General features: G+C 62.5%; 12 protein-coding genes. 8 read left to right on the top strand and 4 right to left on the bottom strand.

The window, feature by feature from the left end:
* Positions 1-44: 44 nt before the first annotated feature.
* From selO to CK486_RS14965, 8 genes are all read left to right on the top strand, one after another.
* The gene (selO, locus tag CK486_RS15000) at positions 45-1,505 is read left to right on the top strand and encodes a protein adenylyltransferase SelO (protein ID WP_095941114.1); all 1,461 of its coding nucleotides are present in this window, start codon (positions 45-47) and stop codon (positions 1,503-1,505) included.
* Positions 1,506-1,636: 131 nt separating this feature from the next.
* Positions 1,637-2,614 (top strand): sulfite exporter TauE/SafE family protein, encoded by a 978-nt coding sequence (locus tag CK486_RS14995; RefSeq protein ID WP_095941113.1) that lies wholly within the window; start codon positions 1,637-1,639, stop codon positions 2,612-2,614.
* A gap of 209 nt (positions 2,615-2,823) precedes the next feature.
* Positions 2,824-4,101, top strand: coding sequence for a bifunctional O-acetylhomoserine aminocarboxypropyltransferase/cysteine synthase (locus tag CK486_RS14990; RefSeq protein WP_095941112.1), 1,278 nt, complete (start codon positions 2,824-2,826; stop codon positions 4,099-4,101).
* A 60-nt stretch (positions 4,102-4,161) separates the two neighbouring features.
* Positions 4,162-4,596 carry a thioredoxin TrxC gene (gene trxC, locus CK486_RS14985; RefSeq protein WP_095941111.1) on the top strand — a complete coding sequence of 145 codons (435 nt, stop codon included), beginning with the start codon at positions 4,162-4,164 and terminating at the stop codon, positions 4,594-4,596.
* Between the two features lie 95 nt (positions 4,597-4,691).
* On the top strand, positions 4,692-5,135 hold the full coding sequence (locus CK486_RS14980) for a YiiD C-terminal domain-containing protein (RefSeq protein ID WP_095941110.1): 444 nt from the start codon (positions 4,692-4,694) through the stop codon (positions 5,133-5,135).
* Positions 5,136-5,228: 93 nt separating this feature from the next.
* Positions 5,229-6,122, top strand: a complete 894-nt coding sequence (locus CK486_RS14975; protein WP_176481723.1) for a transporter substrate-binding domain-containing protein — start codon at positions 5,229-5,231, stop codon at positions 6,120-6,122.
* Positions 6,119-9,346 (top strand): response regulator, encoded by a 3,228-nt coding sequence (locus CK486_RS14970; RefSeq protein WP_095941108.1) that lies wholly within the window; start codon positions 6,119-6,121, stop codon positions 9,344-9,346. The genes CK486_RS14975 and CK486_RS14970 overlap by 4 nt, the downstream gene beginning before the upstream one ends.
* A gap of 74 nt (positions 9,347-9,420) precedes the next feature.
* Entirely contained in the window at positions 9,421-10,236 is an 816-nt protein-coding gene (locus CK486_RS14965) for a universal stress protein (RefSeq protein WP_095941107.1), read from the top strand.
* A gap of 54 nt (positions 10,237-10,290) precedes the next feature.
* On the opposite strand, the gene CK486_RS14960 is transcribed toward CK486_RS14965, so the two are convergent.
* The 4 genes from CK486_RS14960 to gltB form a co-directional block, all read right to left on the bottom strand.
* The gene (locus tag CK486_RS14960) at positions 10,291-11,064 is read right to left on the bottom strand and encodes a ParA family protein (protein ID WP_095941106.1); all 774 of its coding nucleotides are present in this window, start codon (positions 11,062-11,064) and stop codon (positions 10,291-10,293) included.
* A gap of 145 nt (positions 11,065-11,209) precedes the next feature.
* Positions 11,210-12,277 (bottom strand): uroporphyrinogen decarboxylase, encoded by a 1,068-nt coding sequence (gene hemE / locus CK486_RS14955; RefSeq protein ID WP_095941105.1) that lies wholly within the window; start codon positions 12,275-12,277, stop codon positions 11,210-11,212.
* Between the two features lie 183 nt (positions 12,278-12,460).
* Positions 12,461-13,879 (bottom strand): FAD-dependent oxidoreductase, encoded by a 1,419-nt coding sequence (locus tag CK486_RS14950; RefSeq protein ID WP_095941104.1) that lies wholly within the window; start codon positions 13,877-13,879, stop codon positions 12,461-12,463.
* Positions 13,880-13,912: 33 nt separating this feature from the next.
* On the bottom strand, positions 13,913-18,358 hold the full coding sequence (gene gltB, locus CK486_RS14945; protein ID WP_095941103.1) for a glutamate synthase large subunit: 4,446 nt from the start codon (positions 18,356-18,358) through the stop codon (positions 13,913-13,915).
* Positions 18,359-18,367: the final 9 nt, after the last annotated feature.

Here is an 18,367-nt window from a genome sequence, read left to right as displayed (position 1 = left end):
TTCAATTCCGATCAAAATACTCGGAATTGAACCGGAGCCTGCCAGTGCCCAGCCTCAGCGAACTCGTTTTCGACAACCGTTTTGCCCGCCTCGGCGATGCCTTCTCGACTGCGGTCATGCCCGAGCCGATTGCCGACCCGCGCCTGGTCATCGCCAGCCCGGCCGCCATGGCCCTGCTCGACCTCGACCCAGGCGAGGCCGAGAGCCCGGTGTTCGCCCAGCTGTTTGCCGGACACAAGCTGTGGAGCAGTGCCGAGCCGCGCGCCATGGTCTACTCCGGCCACCAGTTCGGCCAGTACAACCCGCGCCTGGGTGACGGCCGCGGCCTGCTGCTCGGCGAAGTGATCAACCAGCGCGGCGAGTACTGGGACCTGCACCTCAAGGGTGCCGGCGAAACCCCCTACTCGCGCATGGGCGATGGCCGGGCGGTGCTGCGCAGCTCGATCCGCGAGTTCCTCGCCAGCGAATACCTGCACGCACTGGGCATTCCCACCTCGCGGGCGCTGTGCGTCACCGGCTCCAGCACACCGGTCTGGCGTGAACGCCAGGAATCGGCCGCCATGCTTCTGCGTCTGGCGCCCAGCCATGTGCGCTTCGGCCACTTCGAATACTTCTACTACACCCAGCAGCATGAACGCCTGAGCGAGCTGGGCGAGCATGTACTGGCCTGTCACTTCCCGGCCTGCCGCGACGAGCCGCAGCCCTATGCCGCGTTCTTCCGCCAGGTGGTCGAGCGCAATGCCGAGCTGATCGCTCACTGGCAGGCCTATGGTTTCTGTCACGGCGTGATGAACAGCGACAACATGTCGATCCTCGGCATCACCTTCGACTTCGGCCCCTACGCCTTCCTCGACGATTTCGATGCCCGGCACATCTGCAACCACTCCGACGACAGCGGCCGCTATAGCTTCAGCAATCAGGTGCCAATCGCCCACTGGAACCTCGGCGCCCTGGCCCAGGCGCTGACGCCGCTGGTGCCGGTGGAGACGCTGCGCGAAACCCTGGGCCTGTTCCTGCCGCTGTATCAGGCGCATTACCTCGACCTGATGCGCCGCCGCCTCGGCCTCACCCAGGCCGGCGAGGGCGATGAGGCTCTGGTCGAGCGCCTGCTGCAACTGATGCAGGGCAGTTCCATCGACTACAGCCGGTTCTTCCGCCGCCTTGGCGAGACAACCGCCGACGACGCCGTGCGAGCACTGCGCGAGGACTTCATCGATCTGGCAGGCTTCGATGCCTGGGCCGCCAAATACGTCGCGAGGGTCAGCGCCGAGGGCGGCAGTCAGGCCGAACGCCAGGCGCGCATGCACGCGGTCAACCCCAAGTACCTGCTGCGCAACTATCTGGCCCAGGAAGCCATCAGCGCTGCCGAGCAGGGTGATTACGGCCCCGTGCGGGAACTGCACGCCGTGCTCAGCCGCCCCTTCGACGAGCAGCCCGGTTTCGACCGCTATGCCCAGCGGCCACCGGAGTGGGGCAAGCATCTCGAGATCAGTTGCTCATCGTGAGCCACCCTCAAATAACCATATTGAATATAAAAATGGCAAAACATTCTTAGACCGTCTAAGAAAAGCCGCTTATCGTGGCGCCCGACAGCCATTCAGCCTGTTCCACCACCCTCTGTCAGGCACACAGCGCAATGAAAATCCGCGATCTCGACCTCAGCCCAAGTCCGGTCAATACCGAGCACGAAGCCCTGGGGATTCCTCCTGTTGAGGACTATGTCAGTCACCCGAGCAATCATCCCGTCTTGCGGGCTGCCATGTGGCTGGCCGTCATGCTGCTGGTCTCCCTGCTGGGGACTCTGGCCTGGCGCCTGTTCTTTGGTGATAACGGAGGTGACAGCGGCCTGGAGATCATCGAAAACACCCTGAACAGCCCGAGTTTCTGGAGCGCCGTGGCCGTGGGTTTCTTCGCCCAGGTCATCGATGGCGCACTGGGGATGGCTTACGGCATCACCGCCACCACCTTCCTGCTGTCGGCCGGCGCCAGCCCGGCGGCAGCCAGCGCCAGCGTGCACATTGCCGAGGTGTTCACCACCGGCCTGTCCGGCATCTCCCACGTCAAACTGGGCAACGTCAACAAATCACTGTTCCTGCGCCTGCTGTTGCCGGGCATCATCGGTGCCGTACTGGGCGCCGTGCTGATCACCCAGTTCGACGGCGCCATCATGAAGCCCTTCATCTCTGCGTATCTGCTGCTGATGGGCCTGTACATCCTGAGCAAGGCCTACCGCCATGTGAAACAGCGCAAGCAGCCCAAGCACGTGGCCAAGCTGGCCCTGTTCGGTGGCTTTGTCGACGCCGCCGGCGGTGGCGGCTGGGGCCCGGTGGTCACCAGCAGCCTGCTGGGCTCGGGCAGCGACCCGCGCACCACCATCGGTTCGGTCAACTTCGCCGAGTTCTTCCTGACCATTGCCAGCGCGACCTCGTTCATTCTGCTGGCGGGCGAACCCAGCACCTGGATGATGGTCGCCGGTCTGGTGTTTGGTGGCCTGTTCGCCGCGCCCTTCGCCGCCCTGCTGTGCAAGAAGCTGCCCGCCAGAACGCTGCTGACCATCGTGGGCTGCCTGATCACTTTCATCAGCGCCTACAACATCTACAAAGCTCTGGCCTGATAACGAAGAACAGCTCCCACCCACGGCCCCTGCCCTGAACCTCAGCGCGGGGGTCGCGGCGCTTTCTGGCGACCGATCCGCAGGCGCCATGGTTCTAAGCACCTAGCCACAAGTTCTAGAACAACCGTCTTTTTATTGCTCTAGCGCATTGACCACTTATTCAGCTTTTTCCATGCTGCGACCTTTCTTCTGCCTCAAGGAATGCGCGCATGAAACTGGAAACCCTGGCCATCCACGCCGGCTACAGCCCTGATCCGACCACCAAGGCGGTGGCGGTGCCGATCTACCAGACCACGTCCTACGCCTTCGACGACACCCAGCATGGCGCCGACCTGTTCGACCTGAAGGTGGCCGGCAACATCTACACGCGCATCATGAACCCCACCACCGACGTGCTGGAAAAACGCGTGGCGGCGCTGGAAGGCGGCGTCGGCGCGCTGGCTGTGGCGTCCGGCATGGCGGCCATCACCTACGCCATCCAGACCATCGCCGAGGTCGGCGACAACATCGTTTCGGTGGCCAAGCTGTACGGCGGCACCTACAACCTGTTCGCCCATACCCTGCCGCGCCAGGGCATCGAGGTGCGTTTCGCCGCGCATGACGACATCGCCGCTCTGGAAGCGCTGATCGACGACAAGACCAAGGCCGTGTTCTGCGAGTCGATCGGCAACCCGGCCGGCAACATCATCGACCTCAAGGCCCTGGCCGATGCCGCGCACCGCCATGGCGTGCCGCTGATCGTCGACAACACCGTGGCCACGCCGATTCTCTGCCGGCCGTTCGAGCATGGCGCCGACATCGTGGTGCACTCGCTGACCAAGTACATGGGCGGCCACGGCACCAGCATCGGCGGCATCGTGGTCGACTCGGGGCAGTTCCCCTGGGCGCAGCACAAGGCACGTTTCCCCCTGCTCAACACCCCGGACGTGTCCTACCACGGCGTGACCTACACCGAAGCCTTCGGCCCGGCGGCGTTCATCGGCCGCTGCCGCGTGGTGCCGCTGCGCAACATGGGCGCGGCGATCTCGCCGTTCAACGCCTTCCTCATACTGCAGGGCCTGGAGACCCTGGCGCTGCGTATGGAACGCCACTGCGAGAATGCGCTGAAAGTCGCGCAGTTCCTGCAGAACCACCCGCAGGTGGCCTGGGTGAAATACGCAGGCCTGGCGGATCATCCCGAGCATGCCCTGGCCCAACGCTTCTGCAGCGGCCAGCCGGCAGGCATTCTCTCCTTCGGCATTGTCGGCGGTCAGGAAGCCGGCGCGCGTTTCATCGACGCCCTGAAGCTGGTGGTCCGTCTGGTCAACATCGGCGACGCCAAGTCGCTGGCCTGCCACCCGGCCTCGACCACCCACCGTCAGCTCAATGACGAGGAACTGGCCAAGGCCGGCGTGCCGCGCGACATGATCCGCCTGTCGATCGGCATCGAGCACAGCGACGACATCCTCGCCGACCTGAGCCAGGCGCTCGAAGCCTCCAAGGGCTGATCACCCTTGATATCGCCGTAAGCGCCTCCAGATTGGAGTCATTCCCTACAGGAGGCGCTTATGAGCGACCCACTGCTGATTCCCTGCCCGGCCTGCCATGGCCTCAACCGCATTCCTGCCGACCGTCTGGCCGACACGCCACGCTGCGGCCGCTGCAAGGCCGAAGTGCTGCCCGGCAAGCCCTTCGAGCTCACTCAGGCCGGCTTCGACGCGCAGAACAGGGGCGACCTGCCGCTGTTGATCGATGTCTGGGCCAGCTGGTGCGGCCCGTGCCGCAGCTTTGCGCCGATCTTCGAGCAGGCCGCCGCACAGCTGCAGGGGCGCTGCCGCCTGGCCAAGCTGGACAGCGAAGCCAATCCGCAGCTGTCCGCCGAAATGGGTATCCGCTCGATTCCGACGCTGATTCTGCTCAGGGGCGGCGTGGAAGTGGCGCGCCAGAGCGGCGCCCTGCCGCTGCCGCAACTGCTCGGCTGGCTGCGCCAACAGGGCGTGTGAGCGCTTTGGTCAGGCCGATACGGCGCCTGTGGTCATTCCCAGGCGCATGACCAGCCCTTAGGCTGGCCGGACAACGACAAGAACGGAGTCCTGCCATGCCCCTGCCCACGGAGTTGGTCCGTCGCCTCACCGAAGAGCAGATCGCCTTCGTCAAACGCACCGGTCTCAAGGCCGAGGCCCTGGAGCCCGGCCACGTGCGCCTGCGCATGCCGCTGGCCGGCAATGAAAACCATATTGGCAGCATGTATGCCGGCGCCCTGTTCACCCTCGCGGAAATCCCCGGCGGCGCGCTGTTTCTCACTAGCTTCGATGCCGAGCGCTTCTACCCCATCGTCAAGAGCCTGAACCTTCGCTTCCTGCGCCCGGCCACAGGCGATATCCGGGTCGAGGCCCGCCTACAAACCGATGACATCGAACGCCTGCAGGCAGAAGCAGACCGGCATGGTAAAGCCGATTATCCCCTGCATCTGCAACTGATGGCTGACGATGGCAGCGTGGTCGCGGAAAGCGAGGCGACCTATCAGCTGCGGCGCCGCTGATCACTAGCCAGTCCGGTCAAAGCAGCTACCCTGTTCAAACACGTACCTGCGGCAGAGTTCGCCAGGCATATCGGTACGCTGAAGGACATGGACATGTGCCGCTTCAACCTCAAGCTGTCGTGGCTACTACTGCTGTCTCTTGTGCCCCTGCTCGCTGCCGGGGCAGCTCTTAATGCAGAGCAGCAGGCATGGCTGCAACAGCACCCACAGATTATCTGGGCACCCGAATCTGATTACCGCCCATTCATTTACGTGGAAGGCCAGAGGCCTCAGGGCCTTTCATATGACCTGCTTAAACTGCTGCAGAAGCGCTTGGATCTACCACTGCAGCAGGCTGCTGCGGCACCGCTGGAACAATTACTAAGCGATGCCAGAGCAAGGAAAATCGACTTGCTCACCTCTCTGCGCCCAACCGCGGAGCGTTCGGAGTATCTGGCGTTCACCTCTGCTTACGTGCAAGTGCCAACGGTCCTGCTGTTACGCCGAGATCAACGGGCAAACCTCAGTCTGAAGGATCTGCAGCACCAGAAAGTAGCTGTCGGTGAGGGCTATGCCGTCGAGAGCTTTGTTCGCCGCCAGTATCCTGAAGTGGTCTGGCAGGGGCTGCCCAGTGATCGAGACGGCGTACAAGCGCTATTGAGTAGACAAGTCGACGGGGTCGTGCTCGACCTTGGCAGCGCCACTTATCTTCTCCAGCAGTTCAATCCCAAAGCCCTACAAATCGGGACGCGGATCGGCTTTGACTACCCATTGAGCCTGGCTTATCGCAAAGACTGGCCGGAGCTGGGCAGCATTCTAGAAAGCGGCCTGCACTCAATAAGCCTGCAAGAGCGGGAGGCCCTGTTTGCCCCGTGGTTGCAACCGCTGGCAACATCACCCAATGCGCCCGGCGGTCAGTTGATCAAAATCGCAGCACTGTTGATGCTGCTTCTCACAGCTCTGCTACTGGCAGGCTATGCCTGGCAGCGGCGGGACCGGCAGACATGAAATCCCTGAATCCCCGCCCACTAGCGGGCGACTGCTTGCTGCTTTATCTCGGCTACCTAGGGCTGGCCCTGCTGTCGCTTTACCTCAGCCGCCAGGGGCCGGGCGTTGCAAGCATCTGGCTGGCCAATGCCCTGGCCATAGCGGTGCTTTTCTACCATCCCAAACGCCACTGGCTCTGGCTACTACCAGCCATGGCTCTGGGAAATCTGTCTGCCGAACTGATCTTCGGCGACCCTCTGGGCATCAGTCTCTTCTTTAGTGGCATCAATCTGCTCGAAGTCAGTCTGGCCGCCACCTTGCTACAGCGGCATGCCGTGGGTAATGAATCGCTGCAGAGCAGCCCGCGCACCCTTTTACGCATCCTGCGCAACGGTGCGGTGTGGCCCGTGTTGCTAGGCGCCACACTGGGAGCCGCCGGCTTGAGTCAGTTGCAACAAGGACGCTTTATCGACCTCTGGCTGGTCTGGTTCGCCAGCTCCTGTACTGGCTCAGTAGCCTTGCTGCCGCTGATGCTGTGCTGGCGTCAGCAAGGTCTGGCCCATCTGCTGAGCGAGTTCCACCCACTACTGACACCTGCTGCGTTGATGGGCTGCCTGGGCCTGAGCATCCTGGCCCTGCTGTACCTGCCATTCCCATTCGTCTACCTCAGCGCACCACTGCTGCTTGCCACTTTCTACCTGAGCTTTGCCAACGTGGCGCTGTTCAATGCCTGCCTGGCCATTCTGGTCAGCGGCATGCTGTCACTTGGCTTACTCATCCCACCTCCACTCACGGCAAGCTGGCAAGCCATGCTGCTCTACCTGCCCATTCTGGCCGTGCTGATTCCACCTCTGCTGCTTTCAGCCAGCCTGCAGCAAGCACGGCGACGCGAGTTGGACTTCCGCATCAGTGAGCAGCGCTTTCGTGGTGCGCTGGCGTTTGCCGGCACTGGCGTGGCATTGGCCAGTCATGACGGTCTGATCACCGAGGCCAACCAGCGACTCTGCCAATTGTTCGGCTACCGCCGCGAAGAGCTGCTCGGCACCCACCATCTGGACCTCTGCCACCCGGATGATCGCAATCTGTCGCGTGAGCGACTCGACGAGTTGCTGGCAGGAAAGTGCGACTTTTATGCCCTCGACAAGCGCTTTCTCAACAGTAATGGCCAGCCCTTCTGGGCTCATGTCACGGTCTCACGCCTGCCGCGCCAGAACGATGACGACGAACTGATCGTGCAGGTCGATGACATCAGTGAAAAAGTGGAGTCCCAGCACAAACTCAATCAACTCCGTATCGCCGCGGAGAAGGCCAATCGCACCAAAAGCGAGTTTCTCGCCAACATGAGCCACGAAATACGTACGCCCATGAACGGCGTATTGGGTATTGCTCAGTTGCTCGAGCGCACCGAGCTCAACAACACCCAGCGCAAATACCTGGATATGCTGCACGATGCCGGCAAATCGCTGCTGGCCGTTATCAACGACATCCTTGATTTCGCCAAAATCGAGGCGGGTCGCCTGCAACTCAGTCCTGGCGAGTTTGAGCTGGATGACCTGGTCAGCCACATGGCGTCCCTGATGACGCTACAGGCTGGTGAGCGTGACCTGGAATTACTGATCCATATCGACGCACAGGTTCCCAGACGGCTGCTGGCCGACCGTAATCGCCTGGAACAGATCCTCGCCAACCTGACTGACAATGCCATCAAATTCACCCCACACGGCGAGGTGGAACTGAGCATAGGGATGCGCCAAAGCGATACCCAGAACCTCTTGCGTTTCTGCGTGCGCGATACCGGTATCGGCATAGGCGCGCTGCAACAGTCCACCCTATTCGATGCCCCCGATGCGGGTGATCCCTTGCGAGCCGGACACACTCATACAAATGGACTCGGACTGGCCATCAGCAAGCGCCTGGTACAGCTGATGGGCGGTGAAATGGGACTGATCAGCGCGGCCAATCAAGGCAGTCAGTTCTGGTTCGACCTACCACTCAAACAGGCCCCTTCAGGCAGTGCTGTCACCCTGCCGGAAATTGATGCGCTGGCAGGCCTGCGTGTACTGCTGGTGGAGGACCATCCACGCAGCCAACAGATCATCTGGCAGCAATTGTGTGGCTACCGCTGCAGCGTGGACTGCGCCAACTCCAGTGCCAGTGCCGAAAGCCTTTTCGAGCAAGCGCTGATCGCCAAGCGCCCCTATCAGTTACTCCTGATCGACTGGCAAATGCCTGGCGAGAATGGCCTGCAGACACTGGCACGTCTCAACGAGCATGCCCCCAAAGCCATGCCCCCATGCCTGCTGATGGTCAATGCCTTCGCCCGCGCACACCTGACAAGCGCCGGCACCCAATTACCGGTGGCTGCCTTGCTGCTCAAACCTGTAATTCGCAGCAGCCTGCAACGGCACATGCTAGAAGCCCTGCAACATCCTCAGTCGCTGCTGCCCGACGCTCTGCTCCGTGAACAACAGCCACTTCGCGGCACACATCTGCTGCTGGTCGAGGACAACCACCTTAACCAGATGGTAGCGCAGGGCATTCTTGAGCAATTGGGAGCCCGGGTAAGCCTGGCTGGCGATGGTCTACAGGCACTGGAGCATCTTCGCCAGGTGGAGCAACACTTTGATCTGGTGCTGATGGACATCCAGATGCCCGGCATGGATGGATTTACGGCCACCCGTTTGATCCGAGAAGAACTCGGCCTACAACTTCCCATTCTCGCCATGTCGGCCGGGGTCAGCCGTGCCGAGCGCGAACAATGTCTGGCTGCGGGAATGAATGCATTTATCGCCAAGCCAATTGAGCAGCACTTGTTGCTCAAGATTCTGCGGCCCTATCTACCCTCGTCATCCAATGCTGCGGTGGCCATCGCCCAACCCTCGATGGTTTTTAATGCCGATAATCTCCAACGCCTTTGCGAGGCCAGCCCTGACGTCCACCAGACGATGGCCGGACTGGTCAGTTCCGCTATTGAGCGCGGCCTGCAACCGCTGGAGGAAATCCGCGAGGCCTGGCGTAACCGACAGCCAGAAGAGATTTCCCGACTACTTCATATCCAGCGCGGCAGCCTCGCCACGCTAGGCGCAGTCAGCCTGCCAGCCCTGTGCCTGCGGATTGAGGAGGGCATCCGCCTGCAGCAAGCTGATCGTATTGAGCCGCTGCTGGATGACTTGGATCGAGAATTTCGCGCACTACTCGATGCCCTGCAACAATGGCTGCGCGACCATCCTCCCGGCAAGGCCTGAGCCACGCTTGTCGTGGATCAAAATTCGCATGCACCAAGCCCGCATACTGTTCGGACAACCCTGGAGGACACGCCATGTTCAGCCACATCCTGATTGCCCACGACCTCAGCCTGGAAAGCGACATTGCCCTGCAGCGCGCCGCGCAGCTGGCCAACCAGCACCACGCCCGGCTGACACTGCTACACGTGGTCGAGGGGCAGCCGGACGCAAAGGCACTGGCAGAGCTGCAAGCAGCTGCCGAGAAGGTGCTAGGTGAACGCCTAGAGGCCTACAGCCATTGCCGGGCGGATGTCGTGCTGCGCAGCGGTCAGGCGGCGCAGGTCACCCTAGAGGTCGCCAGCGATATCGGCGCCGACCTGCTGGTGGTCGGCGGTCACCACAAGGGCCGCCCGGAGCTGTTCAGCGGCACCAATCTGGAGCGCCTGGCCCGCCATTGCGGCATGCCACTGCTGCTTGCCCGCTGTGAGCAGGTGGCGCCCTACCAGCGTGCCATCGTCGCCCTCGATCAATCACTGTGTGGTTGCCAGGCCCTGCGCAGTGCTGTGTGCCTGATCCCGAGCGACGCCGAACTGCTGGGCATCAATATCTTTGACAGCAGCGGTCGCCGCGACGCCCGCCAGGCCGGTGAGCAACTGGAGATTCAGCAGGGCCTGCTGCAACACATGGTCGAGGATGAGTGCGACCAGCTACCTGCCCGGCAAAAACCGGTCCGCGTCGAGGTCATCCCCGGCACCCTGGCCGGCAGTCTGGATGAGCGTATCCGCGAAGAACGCCCACAACTGCTGGCCCTCGGTCAGCACAGCCGCAGCCGCCTGAGCGAGGCACTGCTGGGCAGTCTGCCCATTCACTATCTGCGCCAGCCTCCCTGCGATGTGCTGCTGGTGAAATGAACAAGGCCCCTTACGGGGCCTTGTTCATTAGGGGGTATTACTCGTTGAGGGCAGTTACTCGTCGGACTCGAGCAACTGGTGCAGCTCCAGAAACTGCTGGCTCAGCTTGTGCCGCGGATCGAGGAATACCAGTGGCTTGCAGGCCTGGTGCGACTCGCGCATCTTCACCGAGCTCATCAGGTTGACCGGCAGTACCGGCAGGCCTTCGGCAATCAGTTCATCAAGCAGCTGCTGCGGCAGCGCGGCACGGGGCTGGAACTGGTTGACCACGATACCCTCGACCTCCAGGTCCTCGTTGTGGTCTTCCTTTAGCTCCTCGATTTCCCGCATCAGCCCGTACAGCGCCTGACGCGAGAAGCTGTCGCAATCGAAGGGAATCAGCACGCGGTCGGCAGCGATCAGCGCGGAAACTGTGTAAAAGTTCAGCGCCGGCGGGGTATCCAGGTAGATCCGGTCGTAATCCTCGGCCAGCTCTTCCAGCAGTTTGCGCAGCTTGTTGATCTTGTGCTTCTGCTCCAGCTTGGGCTGCAGCTCAGCCAGTTCGGCGGTGGCGGTGACCACGTGCAGGTTGTCGAACGGCGTCTCGTAGATATCGACCTTGCCTTTCTTGGCGAACGGCCCGGAAGCCAGGGTCTGCTTGAAGAAGTCGGCGATGCCGACCGGGATGTCATCACCGGTCAGACCGGTCAGGTAGTGGGTGGAGTTGGCCTGGGCATCCAGGTCGATGAGCAGGGTGCGATAGCCCTCGGCCGCGCTGACCGCCGCCAGGTTGCAGGCAATACTGGATTTTCCCACGCCGCCTTTCTGGTTGAACACCACTCGCCGCATCTCACACCTCCCTGATTATTCACTGCGCTGATTCTATGCAAAGCCCGTGACAAGGGCGAGGCATTAACCTGCCCCAAGGGCCGCTCCCATACCGGCAAGGGCCCCAAAAGCACGGAGGCCGCTTGATGGCGGCCTCCGGACTGGATTACTGATGGTACTGCGCGGACAACTCGTGCACCGCCTCGAAGAAGGCGGCAGCGTTGGCCGGGTCGACCTCCGGGGTGATGCCGTGGCCGAGGTTGAACACATGGCCCTCGCCTGGACCAAACGCCGCGAGGATACGCCCCACTTCGGCACGGATGGCCGCGGGGGTGGCGTACAGCACGCTCGGGTCCATGTTGCCCTGCAGGGCGACCTTGCTGCCGACGCGGGCGCGGGCGCTGCCGATGTCGCAGGTCCAGTCCAGGCCCAGCGCTTCGGCGCCGCTGTCGGCCATGGACTCCAGCCACAGGCCGCCACCCTTGGTGAACAGGATCACCGGCACGCGACGCCCGTCATGCTCGCGGATCAGACCGTCGACGATCTTCTGCATGTAGGCCAGCGAGAACTCCTGATAAGCCGCGGCCGACAGGCTGCCACCCCAGGAGTCGAAAATCTGCACGGCCTGAGCGCCGGCACGGATCTGCCCGTTGAGGTAGCTGGTGACCGACAGCGCCAGCTTGTCGAGCAGCGCATGCATGGCCTGCGGGTTGTTGTAGAGCATGGCCTTGGACTTGCGGAAGTCCTTGGAAGAACCACCCTCGACCATGTAGGTCGCCAGCGTCCACGGGCTGCCGGAGAAGCCGATCAGCGGCACGCGGCCATTCAGCTCGCGGCGGATCGCGCGCACGGCATCCATCACATAGCCCAGGTCTTTCTCCGGATCAGGAATCGGCAGCGCCTCGATATCGGCCAGGCTGCTGATCACCTTCTTGAAGCGCGGACCTTCGCCGGTCTCGAAGTACAGGCCCTGGCCCATGGCATCCGGCACGGTGAGGATGTCGGAGAAAAGAATCGCCGCATCGATCTGCGAATAGCGGTCCAGCGGCTGGATGGTGACCTCGCAGGCCAGCTCCGGGTTCTTCATCAGGCTGACGAAATCACCGGCCTTGGCCCGGGTGGCGCGGTACTCCGGCAGATAGCGGCCGGCCTGACGCATCATCCACACCGGGGTGACATCGACAGGCTGCTTGAGCAGGGCACGGAGGAAGCGATCATTCTTCAGGGCGGACATCGGCGGTTTCCTGATTCAACAAAGGGGGGCGTGGTGGCGCGGCCGGAGTATGCGGCCCTGCGGACTCCAGCGCCCCTACCGGGGCGGGCACCTGCGCGGAATGCCGGGCATTTTCGCAGAGCGCAAAACAAAAGGCACGGCGATTGCCGTGCCTTTTGTCCATCGCGTTGATGCAGATCAGGCTCAGACGCCCAGGTAATCGAGGATACCTTCGGCGGCATTACGGCCTTCGAAGATCGCCGTCACCACCAGGTCGGAACCACGCACCATGTCGCCACCGGCGAAAATCTTCGGGTTGCTGGTCTGGTGCTTGAACTTGCCCTGCTCCGGAGCCACAACGCGGCCCTGGCTGTCAGTCTGGATCTGGAACTGCTCGAACCACGGCGCCGGGCTTGGACGGAAACCGAAGGCGATCAGCACGGCGTCGGCCGGGATGATTTCCTCGGAGCCCGGGATCGGCTCGGGGCTGCGACGGCCACGGGCATCCGGCTCGCCGAGACGGGTCTCGACCACCTTGATGCCTTCCACCTTGCCTTCGCCGACGATGGCGATGGGCTGGCGGTTGAAGAGGAACTTAACGCCCTCTTCCTTGGCGTTCTTCACCTCACGGCGCGAACCGGGCATGTTCTCTTCGTCACGACGGTAGGCGCAGGTCACGCTCTTGGCGCCCTGGCGGATGGAGGTGCGGTTGCAGTCCATCGCGGTGTCACCACCACCCAGCACGACCACCTTCTTGCCGGCCATGTCGATGAAGTCGGCGGGCGACTTCTCGAAACCGAGGTTGCGGTTGACGTTGGCAATCAGGAAATCCAGCGCATCGGTCACGCCCGGCAGGTCTTCGCCCGGGAAGCCACCTTTCATGTAGGTGTAGGTGCCCATGCCCATGAAAACGGCATCGAACTCGGCGAGCAGGTCATCCATGCTGATGTCCTTGCCGATCTCGGTGTTCAGGCGGAACTCCACGCCCATGCCGGTGAAGACTTCACGGCGGCGGCTCAGCACGGTCTTTTCCAGCTTGAACTCGGGGATGCCGAAGGTCAGCAGACCACCGATTTCCGGGTTCTTGTCGAACACCACCGGGGTCACGCCGTTGCGCACCAAAATGTCGGCACAGCCGAGGCCTGCCGGGCCGGCGCCGATCACGGCAACACGCTTGCCGGTCGGCTTGACCTTGGACATGTCCGGACGCCAGCCCATGGCAAAGGCGGTATCGGTGATGTACTTCTCCACCGAGCCGATGGTCACCGCGCCGAAACCGTCGTTGAGGGTGCAGGCACCCTCGCACAGACGATCCTGCGGGCACACCCGGCCGCACACTTCCGGCAGGGTGTTAGTCTGGTGGCTCAGTTCGGCGGCCGCCAGGATGTTGCCTTCCGAAACCAGCTTCAGCCAGTTCGGAATGAAGTTGTGCACCGGGCACTTCCACTCGCAGTACGGGTTACCGCAGCCGAGGCAACGGTGAGCCTGTTCGGAAGCCTGGGCCGGCTTGAACAGGTCATAGATCTCGACGAATTCCTTCTTGCGCTGACGCAAGAGTTTCTTCTTCGGATCCTTGCGCCCGACTTCGATGAACTGGAAGTCATTGTTCAGACGTTCAGTCATTTCAAAACCTCATCAAACCACTTCGGGCGCTTGTTATTGCGGGTTGGCACGGGTGCTGGTGAGCAGGGTCTTCAAGCTGGCCGCCTTGGGCTTGACCAGCCAGAACTTGCGCACGTAGTCATCCAGGTTGTCCAGCAGGTGACGACCCCAGGCGCTGCCGCTCTCCTCGACGTACTCGGCGAGCACGCGCTGCAGGTGAGTGCGGTAGGCTTCCATGGCTTCGTTGTTGATGCGCTGGATTTCCACCAGTTCGTGGTTGACGCGATCGACGAAGCTGTTGTCTTCGTCCAGCACGTAGGCAAAGCCACCGGTCATACCGGAACCGAAGTTGTAGCCGGTCTTGCCCAGTACGCAGACGAAACCGCCGGTCATGTACTCGCAGCAGTGGTCGCCAGTGCCTTCCACGACAGCATGGGCACCGGAGTTACGCACGGCGAAACGCTCGCCGGCGGTCCCTACGGCAAACAGCTTGCCACCGGTGGCGCCGTACAGACAGGTGTTGCCGATGATGGCCGACTCCTGGCTCTTGAACGGACTGCCAGCCGGCGGAACGATCACCAGCTTGCCACCGGTCATGCCCTTGCCGACGTAGTCGTTGGCGTCGCCTTCCAGGTGCAGGTTCAGGCCGCCGGCGTTCCACACACCGAAGCTCTGACCCGCAGTGCCCTTGAAGCGGAAGGTGATCGGGGCGCTGGCCATGCCCTGGTTGCCGTGAGCACGGGCGATTTCACCCGACACGCGGGCACCGATGGAGCGGTCGCAGTTGCAGATTTCCAGCGAGAATTCGCCACCGGACTTGTTGGCAATCGCGTCCTTGGTCAGCTCGGCCATCTTCTCGGCCAGCAGGCCCTGGTCGAACGGCGGGTTGCGGTCAACCTCACAGAACTGCGGCTTGTCCGCCGGAATGTGATCGCTGCCCAGCAACGGAGTCAGGTCGAGGAACTGCTGCTTGTCGGTTTCACCCGGCAGCACTTCGAGCAGATCGGTACGGCCGATCAGCTCGCCCAGGCTGCGCACACCCAGCTTGGCCAGCCACTCGCGGGTTTCCTCGGCGACGTAGGTGAAGAAGTTCATCACCATTTCGACGGTGCCGATGAAGTGATCCTTGCGCAGCTTGTCGTTCTGAGTGGCCACGCCGGTGGCGCAGTTGTTCAGGTGACAGATACGCAGGTACTTACAGCCCAGGGCGATCATCGGCGCGGTCCCAAAGCCGAAGCTCTCGGCGCCGAGAATGGCAGCCTTGATCACGTCGAGACCGGTCTTCAGACCGCCGTCGGTCTGTACCCGCACCTTGCCGCGCAGGTCGTTGCCACGCAGGGTCTGGTGGGTTTCGGCCAGGCCGAGTTCCCACGGCGCGCCGGCGTACTTGATCGAGGTGATCGGCGAGGCGCCGGTACCACCGTCGTAACCGGAGATGGTGATCAGGTCGGCATAGGCCTTGGCCACGCCGGCGGCGATGGTACCCACACCGGCCTCGGCCACCAGCTTGACCGACACCAGCGCCTGCGGATTGACCTGCTTGAGGTCATAGATCAGCTGCGCCAGGTCTTCGATCGAGTAGATATCGTGGTGCGGCGGCGGCGAAATCAGGGTCACGCCCGGCACCGCGTAACGCAGACGCGCGATCAGCGGATTGACCTTGCCTCCCGGCAGCTGGCCACCCTCACCGGGCTTGGCGCCCTGGGCCACCTTGATCTGCAGCACTTCGGCATTGACCAGGTATTCCGGCGTGACGCCGAAACGACCGGTGGCCACCTGCTTGATCTTCGAGCTCTTCACCGTGCCGTAACGGGCCGGGTCTTCACCGCCCTCACCGGAGTTGGAGCGCGCGCCCAGGCGGTTCATCGCCTCGGCAATGGCCTCGTGGGCTTCCGGAGACAGGGCGCCGAGGGAAATACCGGCGGAGTCGAAGCGTTTGAGGATTTCCTCGAACGGCTCAACCTCGTCCAGCGGCAGCGGCTTGTCCGCCAGCTTGACCTTGAGAAGGTCGCGGATCATCGACACCGGACGGGTATCGACCAGCGCGGAGTATTCCTTGTACTTGGCATAGTCGCCCTGCTGCACGGCGGCCTGCAGGGTGTTGACCACGTCCGGGTTGTAGGCGTGGTATTCGCCACCGTAGACGAACTTGAGCAGACCGCCCTGCTGGATCGGCTTGCGCGCACTCCAGGCTTCGGCAGCCAGCAGCTTCTGCTCGCTTTCGATATCGACGAAACGCGCACCCTTGATGCGGCTGGCAACGCCACGGAAGCTAAGCTCGACCACTTCTTCGGACAGGCCGACGGCCTCGAACAGCTGGGCGCCACGGTAGGAGGCGATGGTGGAGATACCCATCTTCGACAGGATCTTCAGCAGGCCCTTGGCGATGCCCTTGCGGTAGTGTTTGAACACTTCGTCCAGATCGCCCAGCACTTCGCCGGTACGGATCAGGTCAGCCAGCACTTCGTAGGCCAGGTACGGGTACACCGCGGACGCACCGAAGCCCACCAGCACAGCAAAGTGGTGCGGGTCACGGGCGGTAGCGGTCTCGACCAGGATGTTGCAGTCGCAACGCAAGCCCTGCTCGGTCAGGCGATGGTGCACGGCACCGGTCACCAGCGATGCATGCGCCGGCAGCTTGCCCGGAGCGATATTGCGGTCGGTCAGCACCAGCAGAGTCTTGCCCGCACGCACGGCCTCTTCGGCCTGATCGGCCATGCTGCGCACGGCAGCCTCCAGACCCAGCGACTCGTCGTAGTTCATGTCGATGACATGACGTTCGAAGCCCGGGGTCTGCAGATTCATCAGCGCGCGCCACTTGGCCGGCGAGATCACCGGGCTGGTGAGGATCACGCGGCTGGCATGAGCTGGCGACTCTTCAAAGATGTTGCGCTCGGCGCCCAGGCAGATTTCCAGGGACATCACGATCGCTTCGCGCAGCGGGTCGATCGGCGGGTTGGTCACCTGGGCGAACTGCTGACGGAAATAGTCGTATGGCGAACGCACGCGCTGCGACAGCACCGCCATCGGCGTGTCGTCACCCATCGAACCGACCGCTTCCTGACCCTGCTCGGCCAGCGGACGCAGAACCTGGTCACGCTCTTCGAAGGTGACCTGGAACATCTTCATGAACTGCTTGAGCTGGTCAGCATCGTAGCTGGCCACGCCCTGATCGTCGTCCAGCGCGGCCTGAATACGCACCGCGCCCTGACGCAGCCACTGCTTGTAGGGGTGGCGCGACTTCAGGCGGTTGTCGATGTCGTCGGTGCTCAGCACCTGACCGGTTTCGGTGTCCACGGCCAGGATCTGACCCGGGCCGACACGGCCCTTGGCGATCACGTCTTCCGGCTTGTAGTCCCATACGCCGATTTCCGACGCCAGGGTGATATAGCCGTTCTTAGTGGTGACCCAGCGCGCCGGACGCAGACCGTTACGGTCGAGCAGGCAGACGGCATAGCGGCCATCGGTCAGCACGACACCGGCCGGACCGTCCCAGGGCTCCATGTGCATGGAGTTGTATTCGTAGAACGCGCGCAGATCGGCGTCCATGGTCTCGACGTTCTGCCAGGCCGGCGGAATGATCATGCGCACGCCACGGAACAGGTCGATACCGCCGGTGACCATCAGCTCCAGCATGTTGTCCATGCTCGAGGAGTCCGAACCCACGCGGTTGACCAGCGGGCCCAGCTCTTCCAGAGCCGGCAGCCGGTCATTGGTGAACTTGGTGCGACGCGCCTGCGCCCAGTTGCGGTTACCGGTGATGGTGTTGATTTCACCGTTGTGCGCCAGGAAGCGGAACGGCTGAGCCAGCGGCCACTTCGGCAGGGTGTTGGTGGAGAAGCGCTGATGGAAGACGCAGATCGCTGTCTGCAGGCGCTCATCACCCAGATCCGGGTAGAACTGCTGCAGGTCCGCCGGCATCATCAGACCTTTATAGATGATTGTCTTGTGCGAGAAGCTGCAGATGTAGTGCTCGGTGTCGGCCGCGTTGGCTACCGAGGAGCGGCGACGGGCGCAGAACAGCTTGATGGCAAATTCCTGATCGCTCAGGCCTTCACCGCCGATGAATACCTGCTCGATCTGCGGCAGGCGCTCAAGCGCCAGACGGCCAAGTACGCTGGTATCGACCGGCACCTTGCGCCAGCCAACCAGCTTGAGGCCTTCGCGCTCGATTTCGCGGTTCATGTTCGCGCGTGCAGCGTCAGCCTTGGCCGCGTCCTGATTGAGGAAGACCATGCCTACGGCGTACTGCTGCGGCAGTTCGCAGCCAAACTGTTCTTGAGCAACGGCACGCAGGAAAAGATCCGGCTTCTGGATCAACAGACCGCAACCGTCACCGGTTTTGCCGTCGGCGTTGATACCGCCGCGGTGGGTCATGCAGGTCAGCGCTTCAATGGCCGTGTTCAGCAAATGGTGACTGGCCTCACCTTCCATGTGGGCGATCAGGCCAAAGCCGCAGTTATCCTTGAACTCATCAGGACGGTACAAACCTGCTCTCATAGGAACTCC

Source organism: Pseudomonas sp. HAR-UPW-AIA-41 (genome assembly GCF_002304225.1).
Taxonomy (GTDB): Bacteria; Pseudomonadota; Gammaproteobacteria; order Pseudomonadales; family Pseudomonadaceae; genus Aquipseudomonas.
The sequence above is the reverse complement of the archived record's forward strand: the minus strand, read 5'-3'. Positions and strand labels throughout refer to the sequence as shown.

Bases quoted from the DNA above. Each gene is read 5' to 3' on its own strand.
- CK486_RS14995 (WP_095941113.1), top strand. From the start codon at position 1,637: ATGAAAATCCGCGATCTCGACCTCAGCCCAAGTCCGGTCAATACCGAG.
- CK486_RS14990 (WP_095941112.1), top strand. From the start codon at position 2,824: ATGAAACTGGAAACCCTGGCCATCCACGCCGGCTACAGCCCTGATCCG.
- trxC (WP_095941111.1), top strand. From the start codon at position 4,162: ATGAGCGACCCACTGCTGATTCCCTGCCCGGCCTGCCATGGCCTCAAC.
- CK486_RS14980 (WP_095941110.1), top strand. From the start codon at position 4,692: ATGCCCCTGCCCACGGAGTTGGTCCGTCGCCTCACCGAAGAGCAGATC.
- CK486_RS14975 (WP_176481723.1), top strand. From the start codon at position 5,229: ATGTGCCGCTTCAACCTCAAGCTGTCGTGGCTACTACTGCTGTCTCTT.
- CK486_RS14970 (WP_095941108.1), top strand. From the start codon at position 6,119: ATGAAATCCCTGAATCCCCGCCCACTAGCGGGCGACTGCTTGCTGCTT.
- CK486_RS14965 (WP_095941107.1), top strand. From the start codon at position 9,421: ATGTTCAGCCACATCCTGATTGCCCACGACCTCAGCCTGGAAAGCGAC.
- CK486_RS14960 (WP_095941106.1), bottom strand. From the start codon at position 11,064: ATGCGGCGAGTGGTGTTCAACCAGAAAGGCGGCGTGGGAAAATCCAGT.
- hemE (WP_095941105.1), bottom strand. From the start codon at position 12,277: ATGTCCGCCCTGAAGAATGATCGCTTCCTCCGTGCCCTGCTCAAGCAG.
- CK486_RS14950 (WP_095941104.1), bottom strand. From the start codon at position 13,879: ATGACTGAACGTCTGAACAATGACTTCCAGTTCATCGAAGTCGGGCGC.
- gltB (WP_095941103.1), bottom strand. From the start codon at position 18,358: ATGAGAGCAGGTTTGTACCGTCCTGATGAGTTCAAGGATAACTGCGGC.